Source organism: Xanthomonas sp. NCPPB 3442, assembly GCF_056725145.1.
In genome coordinates, this window is the sequence record NZ_CM161514.1 from 14,245 (window position 1) to 28,400 (window position 14,156).

The window sequence follows — 14,156 nt, forward strand, 5'->3', positions numbered from 1 at the left end:
TTAGCGCATGGACTCAAGCGCCAACGTGGCTGCCACGCAGGATGCCGACGTACGCGCGCACGCTTGCATCCAATCCCTGGTACAAGGCCTCGCTGATCAAGGCGTGGCCGATGGATACTTCCAGCACACCCGGCACAGCGGCGAGAAAATCGCCCAGGTTGGCTTGCGACAAATCGTGCCCGGCATTGATGCCCAGGCCTGCGGCACTGGCGCGCTGCGCGGCATCGGCGAACAGCGCCAACGTGGCATCGGCCTGGCCGCTGGCGTGCGCGTGCGCATACGGGCCGGTGTACAACTCGATACGGTCCGCACCGAGCGCGGCTGCGCGGGCGATGTCCGGGTTACCCGCATCAACGAACAGGCTGACCCGGCTGCCCAGCTGCTTGAACGCGGTGATCAGCTCGGCGAGCTGCGCGGTGTCCTGCGCAAAATCGAAGCCGTGATCGGAGGTCAGCTGCCCGTCGCCGTCCGGCACCAGGGTGATCTGCTGCGGGCGCGTGGCACGGCACAATTCCAGCAACCCCGGGTAGCCTGCGCGCGGTGGCGCGAACGGATTGCCTTCGATATTGAATTCCACCGCCTGCACACGCGTGAGCGCACTGAGCGCCAGCACGTCGTCGGCGCGGATATGCCGCTGGTCCGGGCGCGGATGCACGGTGATGCCGTGCGCGCCGGCGGCAATGCAGGCGCGTGCGGCCTGCACCACGTCCGGGTCGGTGCCGCCGCGCGAGTTGCGCAGGACTGCAATCTTGTTGACGTTGACGCTGAGCTGGGTGGTCATGCGGTGATCAGGCCTGCGGCTCGCTGTCACGTGCGGCGGCCAGGGCGGCCGACTTGCGTGCTTCTGCCAGCTCGCGCAGGCGGCGCAGCTCGGCCGGATCGATCATGCTGCTGGTATCGCGTTGGGTGTCGCCCATGCGCGAGGCGAACCAACCGCGCGTCCACAACAGCAGCAGCACCAACGCCACCAGCAGCGAGACCACCAGCAACCACACGTGCGGCGTGCTGAAAGCCAGCACTAGCGCACCCAGTGCCATAAGCAGAAACAGCCAGTGCATGACGCGCTCCCCCGTTGAGTGGCGGCAGTGTAGCGCCGCACCCGGCGCGGTTCCACGTGGGCGCCGCACCGTTGGTCAGAGCAGCGGCGACAACAGCCGGGCGAAGGCTTCCGGCAGGCGCGAGCGCCATAACGGCCGATGCCGCGCGAATTGCACTTCCTGCGCCTGCTGCAGATCGGTGCCGATCAGCCCGGCCATCTCTGCCGCCACCGCTTGGTCGCGGAACAGCATCGACAACTCGAAATTCAGCCGGAAGCTGCGGCTGTCGAAATTGGCGCTGCCGACGATGCAGACATCGTCGTCGGCCAGCAGCGCCTTGGTGTGCAGCATGCGCGGGCCGTACTCGTAGATGCGGACACCGGCTTCCAGCAACTCGTCGAAATACGAGCGCGCCGCGTAGGTGACCAAGCGCGAATCGCTCACGCGCGGCACCAGCAGGCGCACGTCCAGCCCGCCGAGTGCGGCGGAGGTCAGCGCCATGCGCGCCGCTTCGCCGGGCACGAAGTACGGAGTGACCAGCCATACGCGATGCTTGGCTTCATGGATGGCGGCGACCATCAGGCGGTGGATCGCTTCCCACGACGAATCCGGGCCGGACACCAGCACCTGCGCATCCACCGTGCCTTGCGCGCGGGTGGGCACATCGTCCGGCCACAGCTGCTGGCCGTGGAAGGCCGCGCGGCCCTGGCCGGTGGCATAGAGCCAGTCCTCCAGGAACACCAGCTGCAGACTGCGCACCACATGGCCTTGCAGGCGCACGTGCAGATCGCGATACGCCTGCTTGCGCACCTGCTCGTTCTCGTCGTCGGTGACGTTGATGCCGCCGGTGAAACCCACGCGGCCATCGATGACGATCACCTTGCGGTGGGTGCGCAGGTTCAACCACGGCCGCTTGAATGGCTTGAGCAATTGCGAGGGATGGAACCAGGCGGTTTCCACCCCGGCCTCGCGCAGCGTGCGCAGTGCGCGTCGGGTCATTGCCGATGAGCCGATCGCATCCATCAGCAGCCGCACCTTGACTCCGGCACGGGCACGTTCCATCAGCGCAGCGCAGATCGCGGTACCGCTGTGGTCGGGCTGGAAGATGTAGTACTCCAGATGGATATGGTCGCGTGCGCCCCGGATCGCTTCGATGATGGCGGCATACGTGGCAGCGCCATCCACCAGCCAGTGCACTTCGGTGGCGCTGCTGGGCGCCAGCCCGGTGGTGGACTGGGCGATCTTGGCCAGCTCGGTACAGTCGGCATCCGGCGGGCAGACGCTGCTGTAGCTCTCCATGCCCGAGCGCGAGCGCCCGCGCCGCAGCCGCTGCCGTTTGACCTTTTGCGGGCCCAGCCAGTAGTAGATCAGCAGCCCCAGGTACGGCAGCGCCGCCAGCGACAACACCCAGCTCAGCGTGGCCACCGGTTCGCGCTTCTGCAGCACGATCCAGCCGGCGATCCACAGCAGATACAGCACATAGGCGGCCAGGAGGAGCGCTTCGAGGTGGGGAATGGTGGCCAGCCACTCCCACGCGCCCTGTGCAAGTGCGAGCATGCGCGGATTCTACGGGGCGCATGCGGTGTTGCGATGATCACTGCCCGCGTGAGCGAGGTGGCGATGGCGGCGGCGGCACGCAAACGCTGCCGATAGCGGCCTGCACGCGCCGGTGCCCTCGAGCCGGCAAGACCTGCCCGTTCTGCAGGCGTCGGTCGCGTGCCCGGGCGCTTCCAGCCCTGGATGGCATTCGCCAGAGCGCACTGCAGCGCTGGCGGCCAACCTGCCGGGGAAGCGCCGTGTGGGGCGCCGATACCGCGTTGCGCGCCGTGCCCAGGCGGCAAGCCTGGCCGCAGCGCACGCGGTGTCTCCACGCGCCATAGGACGCTTCGCACTCACCTCAAAGTACATGACACGCTCTAGGATGAGCGCCGGAATGCAAGGCTGTCGCGCGAAGGCTGATGGATGTCCAGGACAACCCGCCTGTTTGAACTGCTTGGCCTGCTGCGCGCGCACAGACGGCCGGTGTCGGCAGCTGCGCTGGCGTCCGAGTTGGGGGTATCGCAGCGAAGCGTCTACCGGGATATCGACACCTTGCGCGCGCTCGGTGCGCCGTTGGAGGGCCAAGCCGGCGTTGGCTATTACCTGAAGCCGGGATTCTTCCTGCCATCGCTGGCGTTTTCGCAGGAGGAACTGGATGCGGTCATGCTGGGCCTGGATTGGGTCAAACAACGCGCCGATCCTGCCTTGGCCAGATGTGGTGAAAGCGCCCTGGCGAAGATCTTGTCTGCCAGAAAGCACGGCGATGGCGCCGGCACAGACATGGCGCCAGCGGCGATTCTGACCGCCGCTTCCACATCCGAGTCGGTCGATCATCCGCAGACCGCCGTGTTGCGCGAGGCCATTCGGCGGCAATGCAAACTGGCGATCGGCTATGTCGATGCGCACGAGACGCACTCCGAGCGCATCGTCTGGCCGATCGCCCTGGTGTATTTCGACGACGTACGCGTCCTGGCAGCCTGGTGCGAGCGCCGCTGCGCGTTCCGGCATTTTCGTGTCGATCGGTTGCAGGTGCAGGCACTGCTGCAAACGCGTTACCCGCAGTCGCGCCAGGCGTTGGTGAAGCAATGGCGACAGCAGGACCGCGACTGGCGTTCGCTACTGACAGTTTCTGACACGCCGCAACGCTAGCGTGTGTTGGCCGCTTCCACTGCGAGGAAGCCAGACCAAGGAGACTGACATGGTTGCGTTTTTACCCGATGCGCTCGGTGCGTTCCTGGATGACGAGGACACCTCGGCGATCGTCATGTTGAACCTGATTCGCTTCCAGGCCGATGGTGGCCGCGAGCGCTATCACCAGTATCTGCGGTTAGCCACGCCCATCCTGGCCCGGTTCGGCGCGCACATTGTCTTCAGTGGCGATGGCCTGCCGGTGCTGACCGCGGGCCAGGCACAGCCGTGGGATGCGGTCACGCTGGTGCAGTATCCGGGTCGATCCGCCTTCAAGCAGATGATTGCCGATGCGGAGTATCAGCATGCCTTCGAGGTGGGACGTTCGGCAATTGCCGAGATCGTGCTGCAACCCTTCCACGGCATCACGCTGTAGCCCTCTGCTGGACGCGTTGCAGCGCGTTTGCCGGCGCTGGCGCATTGGTCCTGCTGCCGAATGCGTTGCCTGCGCGTCGGGGCCAAGGCCACTGCAGGCAGCGCGGACCCGACAGGATCAAAACAAGTCCAGCTGCGGCGTATCCGGTCTGGGTGGCCGGAACTGCGTGGTATCGAGCCTGGGCAGCCGCCCGAATCCAAGGCGCCGATACGCGATGGAAAACCGCTGCGCGATCAGTTCTGCAAACGGGCCTTCGCCGACCATGCGCTTGCCGAAGCGGCTGTCGTAGTCCTTGCCGCCGCGCATCTGCTGGATCAGGCTCATGACATGCTTGGCACGATCGGGATAGTGCAGCTCGAGCCACTCGCGCCATAACTGGGTGAGCTCGTGCGGCAGGCGCAGCAACACGTAGCCGGCCGAACGTGCGCCGTGGGCTGCGGCCGCCTCCAGGATGCGCTCCAGTTCCTTGTCGTTGATCATCGGGATGACCGGAGCGACCAGCACGCCCACCGGTACGCCGGCAGCGTGCAGCGCCTGCATCGCGCGCAGTCGCGCGTGCGGCGCGGCGGCGCGCGGCTCCATCTTGGCCGCGAGGCGATTGTCGAGCGTGGTGACCGAGAAATACACCGACACCAGGTTGTGCTGCGCCATCTCGGCCAGCACATCGATGTCGCGTTCGATCAACGCTGCCTTGGTCACGAAGCTGACCGGGTGACGGGCCTGCGCAAGCACTTGCAGGCATTGCCGGGAAATGTGCAGGCGCCGCTCGGTGGGCTGGTAGGCGTCGGTATTGATCCCCAACGCGATCGGCGAGCACTGGTAGGACGGGCGTGCGATCTCTGCGCGCAGCAGCGCTGCCGCATTCGGCTTGGCGAAGATCCGCGTTTCGAAATCCAGCCCTGGCGACAGATCCAGATACGCGTGCGAGGGCCTGGCAAAGCAGTACACGCAGCCGTGCTCACATCCCCGGTACGGGTTCACCGACTGCGAGAAGCCGATGTCGGGCGAGTTGTTGCGGCTGATGATGCTGCGCGCGATTTCCTCGGCCACCACGGTCTTGGGACGCATGGCGGCCTCGCCGTCGGCATCGAGCGCGCCCCAGCCATCGTCTATCTCGACGGCGGTGGTGACCGCGAAGCGGCCGGGCACGTAGGCGGTGGTGCCGCGCCCCTTGATGACCGTACGCGAGCTGCGGACATCGCGCTCAGCTGCCGCGCTCGCGCCGGGGAGAGAGTTCTTCTGCATGCCGTTAGTATTCTTACTAACCAAGCCTGGTGCAAGCGACGTGTACCGGTCCGAGGAGCGAGCACAACTGCTACGACGCAGTGCAGGGCGCAGGCGCAGCTGGGGGAATGGAGAATCGGGAAACGGGAATCGGCAAAGCAACAGCAACAGCAACAGCAGAAAGCGCCGCCGTTGCGATTCCCCATTCCCTATTCCCGATTCCCTAATCCCCGCCGTAAAGCGCCTGCGCCGACTGAAACAGAATCCAGCTAGTGGCAATGAACTTGTCGCCGCCGACCGGGCGGTTGCCGCGGTGGGTGTGGGTGAAGGCGGTGGGAGCGATCAGCAGGCTGCCGGTGCGTGGGCGCGCCTTGCGTTGCTGGAACAGGAATTCGGTTTCGCCCTGCTCGAATTCCTCGTTGAGATACAGCGTCCACAGCAGATGCCGATGCAGCGTGTCGGCATTGGCATCGCGCGGATACAGCTCGCAATGCCAGTACGGGTAGCCGCCCTGGTCGGCGGTATACCACTGCAGATTGATCGCACCCGGGCGCAGGCAGGTGCGTGCCAGATCGCCCAGCGCCTGGTCGCTCATCTGCACGATATCCTCGGCCACCAGGCGATGCGCTGTGCCATCGGCGGTGGTGACCTGCAGCATCAGCGGTGAAATCAACGCCTGCGGATACTGCCGCAGATACGTGAGCACGCCATCGAACACGGCCTGTTGCAGGCGGTTTTCCACTTCCGCCCATTCGGCCATCCCACTGATGCGCAAGTCTCGGCTGTGTTTGAGGTCGGGAAAGACGCCGCCACCGATGCGGCCGGGATGCAGCTGCTGGCTCTGGCGCATGCGCTGCACGATGGCCACGCACTCCTCGCGCGCGATGGCGTTGTCGGTGATCTGGATGAAGTCGGGTTGGCTCATGCGCCTGACCATAGCAATCCGGCGCGCCGGCTGCAGCGTTCGACAGGCGGTGCGTGCCGGGGGATCAGCACGCGAGGTTGTCGGGATCACCCGTGCGTGGCCAGGTGGCGCCACCGCACACGGTGGGCAAGCGCGGTGCCGAGGCGATGTGTCCTGCCTGCTTTGCTTGTTGCTTGTTGCTTGTTGCTTGTTGCTCGTTGCCCGTGTCGTGGCTGGAGCATGCAAGGCGCCAAAGAAAAACCCCGCCGAAGCGGGGTTTTTCGTCACGCAACGCGTGCTGCGGCGATCAGAACTTGTAGTTGATCGAAGCGGCCAGCACGTCGCCCTTCACGTCGTAGCTGCCGGCCAGACGGTCGCCGGTGGCGCTGCGGGTGTCGCTGGTCGGGTCGCTGGTGAACAGGTGGGTGTAGCCGAAGTTGTACTCGGTCTGCGCCGACGGACGCCAGCTCATGCCCAGCGAAACCCACTTGCGGCTCGCGTCCGGCACGCGCACGTCGCGGTGTTCGGCCGTGGTCGGGGTCTGGTCGTACGCCAGGCCGCCGCGCAGGGTCACCGTGTCGCTCATGCGGTAGTCGGCACCGATCGAGGCGAAGGTGGTGTCGCGGTAGGAGAAGTCCAGCACGCTATCGGGCTGGTTGGAGGCGAAGTCCACGGTCACCTGGTCGAACTTGCTCCAGGCGGTGCGGGTGACGTCGGCCATGATCGACCACTGCTCGTTCACGTTATGCGTGAAGCTGGCGGTGGCGCTGGCCGGCAGCTTCACGGTGGCGCGGCCCTTGGTGTCGACGAAGGTACCCGGCGCGGCTACGCCCAGCACGGCGGCAGCACTGCCCGGCACGGTGAAGTCGGCGGTGCCGTCGGTGATCTTGTGTTCCACCTGCGAGCGGTAGCTGAAGCCGATGTGGGTGTTCTCGTCGATGCTGAACAAGCCGCCCAGGGTGAAGCCCACTTCGGTGCTGTCGCCCTTGATGCGCGAGTAGCCATCGGCGCTGCCCGGCGCGAAGCCCGGCACGCGGCGCGCAGCCAGCACGCTGCCGAAATCCACGGCGTTGGCCAGGTCGATATCCAGACGCTCGGCGAACACCGAGGCACCGAAGGACACGTACGGGTTCACGTCATAGGAGAACGCGACGTTGAAGTCGATCGCCTGCAGCTCGGTCTTGGTGCCGTGGTAGCGGCCGACCCAGTCGCGGTCGTATTCGGTCTTGAAGCCGAACGGCACGGTCAGCGAGGTGCCCAGGTGCATGTTGTCGTTCTCGCCGAACGGCACGTGGAAGTACATCGCCGGGACCGGCGCGATCATGCCGGCGTCGCCGCCGTTGCCGCCGGAGACCGGAGCGCCGTTGGCGTAGGCCGCGGTGTCGGGCTGGAACTTGGCCGAGAAGCTGATGGCGCTGACGTCGGCCTGGAACAGGCGACCGTCCAGCTGGCGCATGCCTGCCGGGTTGTTGGCGATGATGGAGGCATCATCCGGGGCGCTGCCCGAACCTGCGAATGCGCGGCCAAGGCCCTTGGCGCTGTTTTCCTTCAGCTGGAACGCGGCGCCGTGCGCCTGACCAACGGCCAGCACGCCAGCGATACCGACGGCCAACAGGGTGGCGCGGCTGAGAGTGGAAGCGGTAGACATAAGTTGTAGCTCTCCGGATAAGGACTGCAATGGTCGGTTCAGCGCCCGCGTCCAGCACCAATCCAGTGCCCGGAGCGCGCCGGAGACCCCCCCCCGACATACGACGCCGTACGCAGTATACCCATGACGATTAACCGAACAATAACGAGGCGCGCGCTGAACGTGCCGTCAGGTTAGGGCTGGGTTCAGCAGCGTGGACCGGCTATTGTCGCCGTCCGATGTTCGTCTCTCTTCCTTCCCGCAAGAAACCCACCCCGCGCTGGGCAGTGCCGTTGCTGTTCGCCACGGTGTGGCTGGCGTATCTGTGGTCGATCAGCCGGCCGGGCGAGGCGCGCAATACGTTGTGGCTGGACTGGGGCGCGCTCTCCAGCGGGGTCTCCAATCTGGGCGACTGGTGGGCCACCTTGCGCGACGGCAGCGTGCTGCGCCTGTTCACGGCGCTGTTCCTGCACGCGGACTGGTCGCATCTGCTCGGCAACCTGGTGTTCCTGCTGATCTTCGGGCTGCCGGCCGAACGCATCCTGGGCCCGTGGCGGTTGTTGCTGCTGTTTCTGGTCGGCGGCGCGGCCTCCAACCTGGCGGCGATCTTTGCCATCGGCACGCCGGACCGGGTGATCATCGGCGCCTCGGGTGCGGTGTCGGCGTTGATCGGCACGTACCTGGCGCTGTTTCCGGGCGCCAAGCTGGGCGTGGTGCTGCCGCTGGGCGTGTTTCTGGAATTCATTCGTGTGCCGGCGCCGCTGTTGATCGGCGCCTGGGCACTGCTGCAGGTGGTGTTCGCCTATATCGGCCCGGCGTTCGGCATGGTGGCGTGGTCGGCACACATCGCCGGCTTCGTGTTCGGCATCGTGTACGGCCTGTACGTGCGCGCGGCAATCGCGCGGCGGCTGCGCAAGCGCCACGGTTTCTGAGCCGCGCAGCATCCGGGCTGTAGCGGCAGGCCGCACCCCATGCGTGGCCGAGGTACCGGCACGATGCCGCGCACGTCGCTGTCCAGGCGCGCGCCTATAATCGTGTGCATGTCCAAGTCTCTGTACAAAGTCACCTTCCTCAATCACGGCAAGGTGTACGAGCTCTACGCGCGTGAGGTCACCGGCAGCCATCTGTGGGGCTTCAACCAGATCGGCGAGCTAGTGTTCGACGTGCACGACGGGCTGGTGGTGGACCCCACCGAAGAACGCCTGCGCGAGGAATTCGGCAATACCAAGACCTTGCACCTGCCGATGCAGAGCATCGTGCGGATCGAAGAAGTGGAGAAAAAAGGCCAGTCGGTGATTCGCGATGCCACCACCGGCGACAAGGTGGTCACCCCGTTCCCCTCGCCGATCAAGCCACGCTGATGCGCATTGTGGTGCCCGACGACTACCAGGGCGCCGTCGCTCAGCTGCCCTGCCTGCAGCAGATGCAGGGCCACCCGGTGCAGGTGCTCGGCGCGTTGGACGCGGAGCTCGACGCGCGTGCCGCATCTCTGGCCGACGCCGACGCATTGGTATTGATCCGCGAACGCACGCGCGTGGATGCGGCGCTGCTGCAACGGCTGCCGCGGTTGAAACTGATCAGCCAGACCGGGCGCGTTGGCGCGCATGTGGATGTGGCGGCGTGCACCGCATCGGGTGTGGCGGTGGCCGAAGGCGTCGGCTCGCCGGTGGCGCCGGCCGAGCTGACCTGGGCGCTGATCCTGTCGGCCAGCCGTCGGCTGACCGACTACCAGCATGCATTGCAGCAGGGACGCTGGCAGGCGCTTGGCGATCCCGGCCTGGGCCGCGTGCTGCATGGGCGCACGCTGGGGATCTGGAGTTATGGGCGGATTGGCCAACGCGTGGCCAGCTTCGGGCGCGCGTTCGGCATGCAGGTGCTGGTGTGGGGCGGGGCGGCATCCTGTGCGCAGGCAGCGCGCGATGGGTTCGCGGTTGCGGGCAGCCGCGAGGAACTGTTCGAACGCAGCGACGTGCTGTCGCTGCATCGGCGCCTGACTGCGCAGACACGTCATGACATCACCGCACAGGATCTGGCGCGCATGCGCGCCGACGCGTTGCTGGTCAACACCAGCCGTGCCGAGTTGATCGCCCCTGGCGCCCTGCTCGCTGCGTTGGACGCGGGCCGGCCGGCGCAGGCCGCGCTGGATGTGTTCGAGCACGAGCCGGTGCTGGACCCGCGCGATCCGCTGCTGCGGCATGCGCGCGTGCTGGCGACACCGCATCTGGGGTACGTGGAGCGCGACAGCTACGCGCTGTATTTCGCCGCGGCGTTCGATAACGTGCTGGCGTTCGCGGCGGGCACACCGCGCAACCTGGTCAATCCTGAGGTGTTGGCAACAACCCAGCGGGTGTGATTCCCCGCTGGGTGAGCGCGGCCCGGAAGCAGCCGACCAGCCGCGCGCGCTGCTGCCAGGTGAGCGGCGATTGATGTTGGGTGCCGCATGCACCACTCCCACACCAATCCTCTGCGAGACGACCAAACCCGCCTGACGACGGGCCACGACGTTGCATGGGCCGCTCTCAGTTGGCCGGTTCGGTGGACGCTGGCGTGTCCTTTGGCGGCCCCGGCTGCACCGGTTCGGCTGGCGCTGCGGGTGCAGTGGCCGGCTTGGCCTTGCCTGCCGGTTCGGCCGATGTGGGCTTGTCCGTGGTCGCCGGGCGCGCTGCGGCGGGCTTGGGATCGGCACCGGTCTTGGCTGGCTTGGCCTTCTGCGCGGCCTGCGCCTTGGCTTTGCGTGCAGCCTGCGCCTTGGCGGCGGAGCCGGGTTGCTTGAGTTCGGCCAGGGCTTCGGCGATCGGGCCGTCGCCCGGCAGTACGTCGCCGGCGCTGTAGCCCTCTTCGCCTTCGTCGTCGCCGCGCAGGTGGCCCGGCAAGGTGGCTTCGCTGTAGTCGGTCAGGCTGGCCGACACATCGGCATCCCCGGGTTGCGGTTCGGGGGTGAGCAGTACGTCCGGCACGATGCCGCTGGCCTGGATCGACTTGCCGCTGGGCGTGTAATAGCGCGCGGTGGTGAGCTTGACCGAGTCGCCGTTGTCCAGCGGCAGCACGGTCTGCACCGAGCCCTTGCCGAAGGTGCGGCTACCGATGATGCGTGCGCGCTTGTTGTCGCGCAGCGCGCCGGCCAGCACTTCCGACGCGCTGGCCGAACCGGCATCCACCAGCACCACGACCGGTGCGCCGCTCAGCAGATCGCCCGGAGTGGCGTCGAACTTGGCATCGCTGATCGAGATGCGCCCGCGCGTGCTGACGATATTGCCCTTGTCCAGCAGATCGTCGGCCACCTGCACCGCCGAGGTCAGCAGACCGCCGGGGTTGCTGCGCAGGTCCAGCACCAGCCCGCGCAACTTGCCGCCGGCCTGCAGCTGCTTGAGGTTCTTCTGGAAATCGGCACCGGTGTCGGCCTGGAAGGTGCTGATGCGGATGTAGCCGTAGCCCGGCTCCAGCAGCTTGCTGCGCACGCTGGCCACGCGGATGGTTTCGCGCTGAAGGGTCACATCGAACGGCTTGGGCGTCTTGTCGCGCATGATGGTCAACACGACCTTGCTGCCGGATTCGCCGCGCAGCGGCTCCATCGCCTTGCTGGCATCGATCGGCTTGCCGTCGATGGCCACGATCACATCGCCGGCGCGGATGCCGGCGCGCGCGGCCGGGGTGTCGTCGATCGGCGCGATCACCTTGAGGGTGTTGTCCTGCTGCTGTAGCAATTCCACGCCGATGCCGTCGTAGGCGCCGGTGGCCTGTTCGTCGAAGGCTTCGGCATCTTCCTTGTCGAAATAGGTGCTGTGCGGGTCCAGGTCCGAGAGCAGGCCGCGCACGGCGGAGTGCATCAGCTTCTTGTCTTCGACCGGGTCGACGTAGGCCTGCTTGACCGCGTTGTAGACCGCCACGAAACGGCGGATCTCATCCAGCGGCACCTTGGAAACAGCGGCTTCATTGGCTTCCGGATCGTCCGCGCTGGCCTGGGCGGCGGCGGGGCCGGCCTTCTGCGCCCAACCAGGCGACGCGAACAGGGCCAGCGACAGGGCAACGGACAGGACGGCTACGCGCATGAAGCACTCCGACAAAGAGATAAGGCGCCCCGCAGCGCGGAGCTGACCGGATTATGCGCGAAGCAGCGGTAAATCCGCGTTGAATCGCGGGCGGTGCGCGGCGCTCAGCGGCGTTGCAGCCAGCTCGATGGATCCACCGGCTGCCCGTTGCGTCGCAATTCGAAGTACAGCGCCGGCACGCCCTGCCCGCCCGAACTGCCGACCTTGGCGACCGCGTCGCCACGTTTGATCGATGCGCCGGCATCGCGCAGCAAGGTGTCGTTATGCGCGTACAGGCTCATGTAGCCGTTGCCGTGGTCCACGATCAGGATCATGCCGTAGCCAGTCATCCAGTCGGAAAACACCACCGTGCCATCGGCCACTGCGGTCACGGTGGTGCCCTTGGGCGCGCCGATCAGCACGCCCTTGCTGGTGTGGCCATCGGGCAAGGTGGCGTTGAAGCGCGCCAGCAGATTGCCCGCCACTGGCCAGCTGAGCCCACCGACCTTGGGGGCCGGTGCGTTGGCGACCACCTTGGGCGGGGTCTTGCCGGGGCGATCGGAACGCTCGGTTTTGCTGCGTTTGGCCTGCGCGGCGGCTTCGGCGGCAGCGCGTTTTGCGGCAGCGCGCCGTTCGGCTTCGGCCTTGGCGGCCGCCGCGCGCAGATTGGCGAGCAGTTGTTCCAGCGCCTTGGCGTCCTGGCCGATTGCCTTTTCGCGCTCGGCGCGCTGCTTGTAACGATCGTCCAGCTGCGCGACGGTGGCCGCCTGTTGCGAGCGGTCCTTCTGCAGCGAGGCCGCCTGCGCCTTCTGCTGCGCGCGTGCGGCATCCAGCGCCTGGCGCCGGGTGGCGATGTCCTGTTCCACTTTCGCCAGGGTATCCAGTTGCGTGGTCAGGGCGTGGATGCGTTGCGCACGTGCGTTTTGCACATAGCGGTGATCGGCCAGCATGCGCGTGGCATCGCCCACCGTGTCCTGCGACAGCAGCACCTTCAACGGTGCATTGCGGCCCACCTGATCGGCAGCGCGCAACAATGCCGCCAGCTGCGTGCGCTGGCTCTGCAGGCCGCGCTGCAACTGCGCGCGTTCCTGCTGCAGGGTGGACAGATGCTGTTCCTGCGCGCGCATCGCCGCTTCGGTTTCGCTCAAGGCGCGTGCGGTCTTGGCCACTTTCTCGTCGGCCTGGCGTAGCTGTTGCGCGGCAGTGCCGCGTTTGCCTTCCAGTTCGCGCCGATCGGCGCTGATGGTCTTGAGCTCATCGCGCAGCTGCTGCAGTTTGCGCTCGGTCTCGCGCTGGCTCTGCGCGCTTGCGCCCACGCTGCCCAGCAACGTGCAGGCCAGCAACGTGCAGGCCAGCACACCCGCCGCCAGCCACATCCGCCCACGGCCGGTGGCGGGAGCGAGCGGCAGGTGCGGCAGCGGTGCGGACGAAGGGGGCAACGAAAGATCCAGTGACTTCAGGCAGGTGCGCGATTGTAGCCAAGCATGATGTGATCGCCGCCACGCCCCAGACTACCGCCGCCGCGCGAGGTTCAGCATGAAGCCCCAAATTCTCCTCCTGGCACTGTCCCTGGTCTGCACGAGCGCCTGGGCCGAGGAGGACGTCAGCAAGGTCAACGGCAAGATCAGCGCAGATGCCGGCAAGACCTACGGCGCCCTGGAAACGGTCAACGGCTCCATCGAGATCGGTGCCGGTGCGCAAACCAAGAACGTGGAAACCGTCAATGGCGGCATCCGCATCGGCGACAACGCGCGCACCGGTGGCGTGGAAACGGTCAACGGCTCGATCACGCTGGGCCAGAAAGTCACCGTGTCCGGCGGGCTGGAGACGGTCAACGGCAGCATCCTGGCCGAGCGTGGCAGCCAGATCAGCGGCGGCGTGGAAACGGTCAATGGCAGCATCGGGCTGGTGGGAACCGAGCTCGGCAAGGGCATCGAGACGGTCAACGGCGACATCACTGTCGGGGTGGGGTCGCATGTGCGCGGCGGCATCGAAGTGAGCAAGCCGAGCTTCGGTTTTTCGTTCCAGCCCTCGCGCAAGCCGCGCGTGGTGATCGGCCCGGATGCGGTGGTCGATGGGCCGTTGCACTTCGAGCGCGAGGTCAACCTGTACGTGCACCGCAGCGCCAAGATCGGCGCGGTGAGCGGCGCCACCGCGCGCAGCTTCGACAGCGACGTCGCACCGAAGGACTGACCAACGCAGCGCGCACCTGCCGGTGCGTGCGCCGGATCCA

Annotated in this window: 14 protein-coding genes; 6 read left to right on the forward strand and 8 right to left on the reverse strand. The window is 66.7% G+C overall.

Annotated elements, in window-relative coordinates; genetic code table 11:
- Positions 1-13: 13 nt before the first annotated feature.
- The 3 genes from AC1POX_RS00065 to cls form a co-directional block, all read right to left on the reverse strand.
- Positions 14-781, reverse strand: a complete 768-nt coding sequence (locus tag AC1POX_RS00065) for a pyridoxine 5'-phosphate synthase (protein WP_372356595.1) — start codon at positions 779-781, stop codon at positions 14-16.
- A 7-nt stretch (positions 782-788) separates the two neighbouring features.
- Positions 789-1,058: a hypothetical protein gene (locus AC1POX_RS00070; RefSeq protein ID WP_008572960.1), complete on the reverse strand. Its 270-nt coding sequence runs from the start codon at positions 1,056-1,058 to the stop codon at positions 789-791.
- A 75-nt stretch (positions 1,059-1,133) separates the two neighbouring features.
- On the reverse strand, positions 1,134-2,594 hold the full coding sequence (gene cls / locus AC1POX_RS00075) for a cardiolipin synthase (RefSeq protein ID WP_011345777.1): 1,461 nt from the start codon (positions 2,592-2,594) through the stop codon (positions 1,134-1,136).
- A 405-nt stretch (positions 2,595-2,999) separates the two neighbouring features.
- Between cls and AC1POX_RS00080 the strand changes: the two genes are divergently transcribed.
- Positions 3,000-3,725: a helix-turn-helix transcriptional regulator gene (locus AC1POX_RS00080; RefSeq protein WP_372356596.1), complete on the forward strand. Its 726-nt coding sequence runs from the start codon at positions 3,000-3,002 to the stop codon at positions 3,723-3,725.
- A gap of 49 nt (positions 3,726-3,774) precedes the next feature.
- A complete protein-coding gene (locus tag AC1POX_RS00085; protein ID WP_003482184.1) occupies positions 3,775-4,140 on the forward strand; it encodes a DUF1330 domain-containing protein in 366 nt (121 codons plus the stop codon).
- A 117-nt stretch (positions 4,141-4,257) separates the two neighbouring features.
- Here AC1POX_RS00085 and AC1POX_RS00090 read toward each other — a convergent pair whose 3' ends face one another.
- From AC1POX_RS00090 to AC1POX_RS00100, 3 genes are all read right to left on the reverse strand, one after another.
- Entirely contained in the window at positions 4,258-5,385 is a 1,128-nt protein-coding gene (locus AC1POX_RS00090) for a PA0069 family radical SAM protein (protein WP_218507378.1), read from the reverse strand.
- A 202-nt stretch (positions 5,386-5,587) separates the two neighbouring features.
- Positions 5,588-6,289 carry a 2OG-Fe(II) oxygenase gene (locus AC1POX_RS00095; RefSeq protein WP_031420463.1) on the reverse strand — a complete coding sequence of 234 codons (702 nt, stop codon included), beginning with the start codon at positions 6,287-6,289 and terminating at the stop codon, positions 5,588-5,590.
- A gap of 286 nt (positions 6,290-6,575) precedes the next feature.
- The gene (locus AC1POX_RS00100) at positions 6,576-7,916 is read right to left on the reverse strand and encodes an outer membrane protein transport protein (RefSeq protein WP_011345782.1); all 1,341 of its coding nucleotides are present in this window, start codon (positions 7,914-7,916) and stop codon (positions 6,576-6,578) included.
- A gap of 218 nt (positions 7,917-8,134) precedes the next feature.
- Here AC1POX_RS00100 and AC1POX_RS00105 point away from each other — a divergent pair, with 218 nt between their 5' ends.
- From AC1POX_RS00105 to AC1POX_RS00115, 3 genes are all read left to right on the forward strand, one after another.
- Entirely contained in the window at positions 8,135-8,827 is a 693-nt protein-coding gene (locus AC1POX_RS00105) for a rhomboid family intramembrane serine protease (RefSeq protein ID WP_003482177.1), read from the forward strand.
- 108 nt (positions 8,828-8,935) lie between these two features.
- Positions 8,936-9,256 (forward strand): DUF1820 family protein, encoded by a 321-nt coding sequence (locus AC1POX_RS00110; protein ID WP_008572943.1) that lies wholly within the window; start codon positions 8,936-8,938, stop codon positions 9,254-9,256.
- The gene (locus AC1POX_RS00115) at positions 9,256-10,248 is read left to right on the forward strand and encodes a D-2-hydroxyacid dehydrogenase family protein (RefSeq protein ID WP_057682033.1); all 993 of its coding nucleotides are present in this window, start codon (positions 9,256-9,258) and stop codon (positions 10,246-10,248) included. Before AC1POX_RS00110 ends, AC1POX_RS00115 begins: the two co-directional genes overlap by 1 nt.
- A gap of 166 nt (positions 10,249-10,414) precedes the next feature.
- Here AC1POX_RS00115 and AC1POX_RS00120 read toward each other — a convergent pair whose 3' ends face one another.
- Positions 10,415-11,944, reverse strand: coding sequence for a S41 family peptidase (locus AC1POX_RS00120; protein WP_136733093.1), 1,530 nt, complete (start codon positions 11,942-11,944; stop codon positions 10,415-10,417).
- Positions 11,945-12,048: 104 nt separating this feature from the next.
- On the reverse strand, positions 12,049-13,362 hold the full coding sequence (locus AC1POX_RS00125; RefSeq protein WP_372356597.1) for a murein hydrolase activator EnvC family protein: 1,314 nt from the start codon (positions 13,360-13,362) through the stop codon (positions 12,049-12,051).
- A 97-nt stretch (positions 13,363-13,459) separates the two neighbouring features.
- Between AC1POX_RS00125 and AC1POX_RS00130 the strand changes: the two genes are divergently transcribed.
- Positions 13,460-14,116: a DUF4097 family beta strand repeat-containing protein gene (locus AC1POX_RS00130; protein WP_008572935.1), complete on the forward strand. Its 657-nt coding sequence runs from the start codon at positions 13,460-13,462 to the stop codon at positions 14,114-14,116.
- Positions 14,117-14,156 lie beyond the last annotated feature (40 nt).

Coding starts and splice junctions, on each gene's coding strand:
- cls (WP_011345777.1), bottom strand. CDS start 2,594: ATGCTCGCACTTGCACAGGGCGCGTGGGAGTGGCTGGCCACCATTCCC.
- AC1POX_RS00120 (WP_136733093.1), bottom strand. CDS start 11,944: ATGCGCGTAGCCGTCCTGTCCGTTGCCCTGTCGCTGGCCCTGTTCGCG.
- AC1POX_RS00090 (WP_218507378.1), bottom strand. CDS start 5,385: ATGCAGAAGAACTCTCTCCCCGGCGCGAGCGCGGCAGCTGAGCGCGAT.
- AC1POX_RS00065 (WP_372356595.1), bottom strand. CDS start 781: ATGACCACCCAGCTCAGCGTCAACGTCAACAAGATTGCAGTCCTGCGC.
- AC1POX_RS00105 (WP_003482177.1), top strand. CDS start 8,135: ATGTTCGTCTCTCTTCCTTCCCGCAAGAAACCCACCCCGCGCTGGGCA.
- AC1POX_RS00080 (WP_372356596.1), top strand. CDS start 3,000: ATGTCCAGGACAACCCGCCTGTTTGAACTGCTTGGCCTGCTGCGCGCG.
- AC1POX_RS00110 (WP_008572943.1), top strand. CDS start 8,936: ATGTCCAAGTCTCTGTACAAAGTCACCTTCCTCAATCACGGCAAGGTG.
- AC1POX_RS00115 (WP_057682033.1), top strand. CDS start 9,256: ATGCGCATTGTGGTGCCCGACGACTACCAGGGCGCCGTCGCTCAGCTG.
- AC1POX_RS00085 (WP_003482184.1), top strand. CDS start 3,775: ATGGTTGCGTTTTTACCCGATGCGCTCGGTGCGTTCCTGGATGACGAG.
- AC1POX_RS00070 (WP_008572960.1), bottom strand. CDS start 1,058: ATGCACTGGCTGTTTCTGCTTATGGCACTGGGTGCGCTAGTGCTGGCT.
- AC1POX_RS00130 (WP_008572935.1), top strand. CDS start 13,460: ATGAAGCCCCAAATTCTCCTCCTGGCACTGTCCCTGGTCTGCACGAGC.
- AC1POX_RS00095 (WP_031420463.1), bottom strand. CDS start 6,289: ATGAGCCAACCCGACTTCATCCAGATCACCGACAACGCCATCGCGCGC.
- AC1POX_RS00100 (WP_011345782.1), bottom strand. CDS start 7,916: ATGTCTACCGCTTCCACTCTCAGCCGCGCCACCCTGTTGGCCGTCGGT.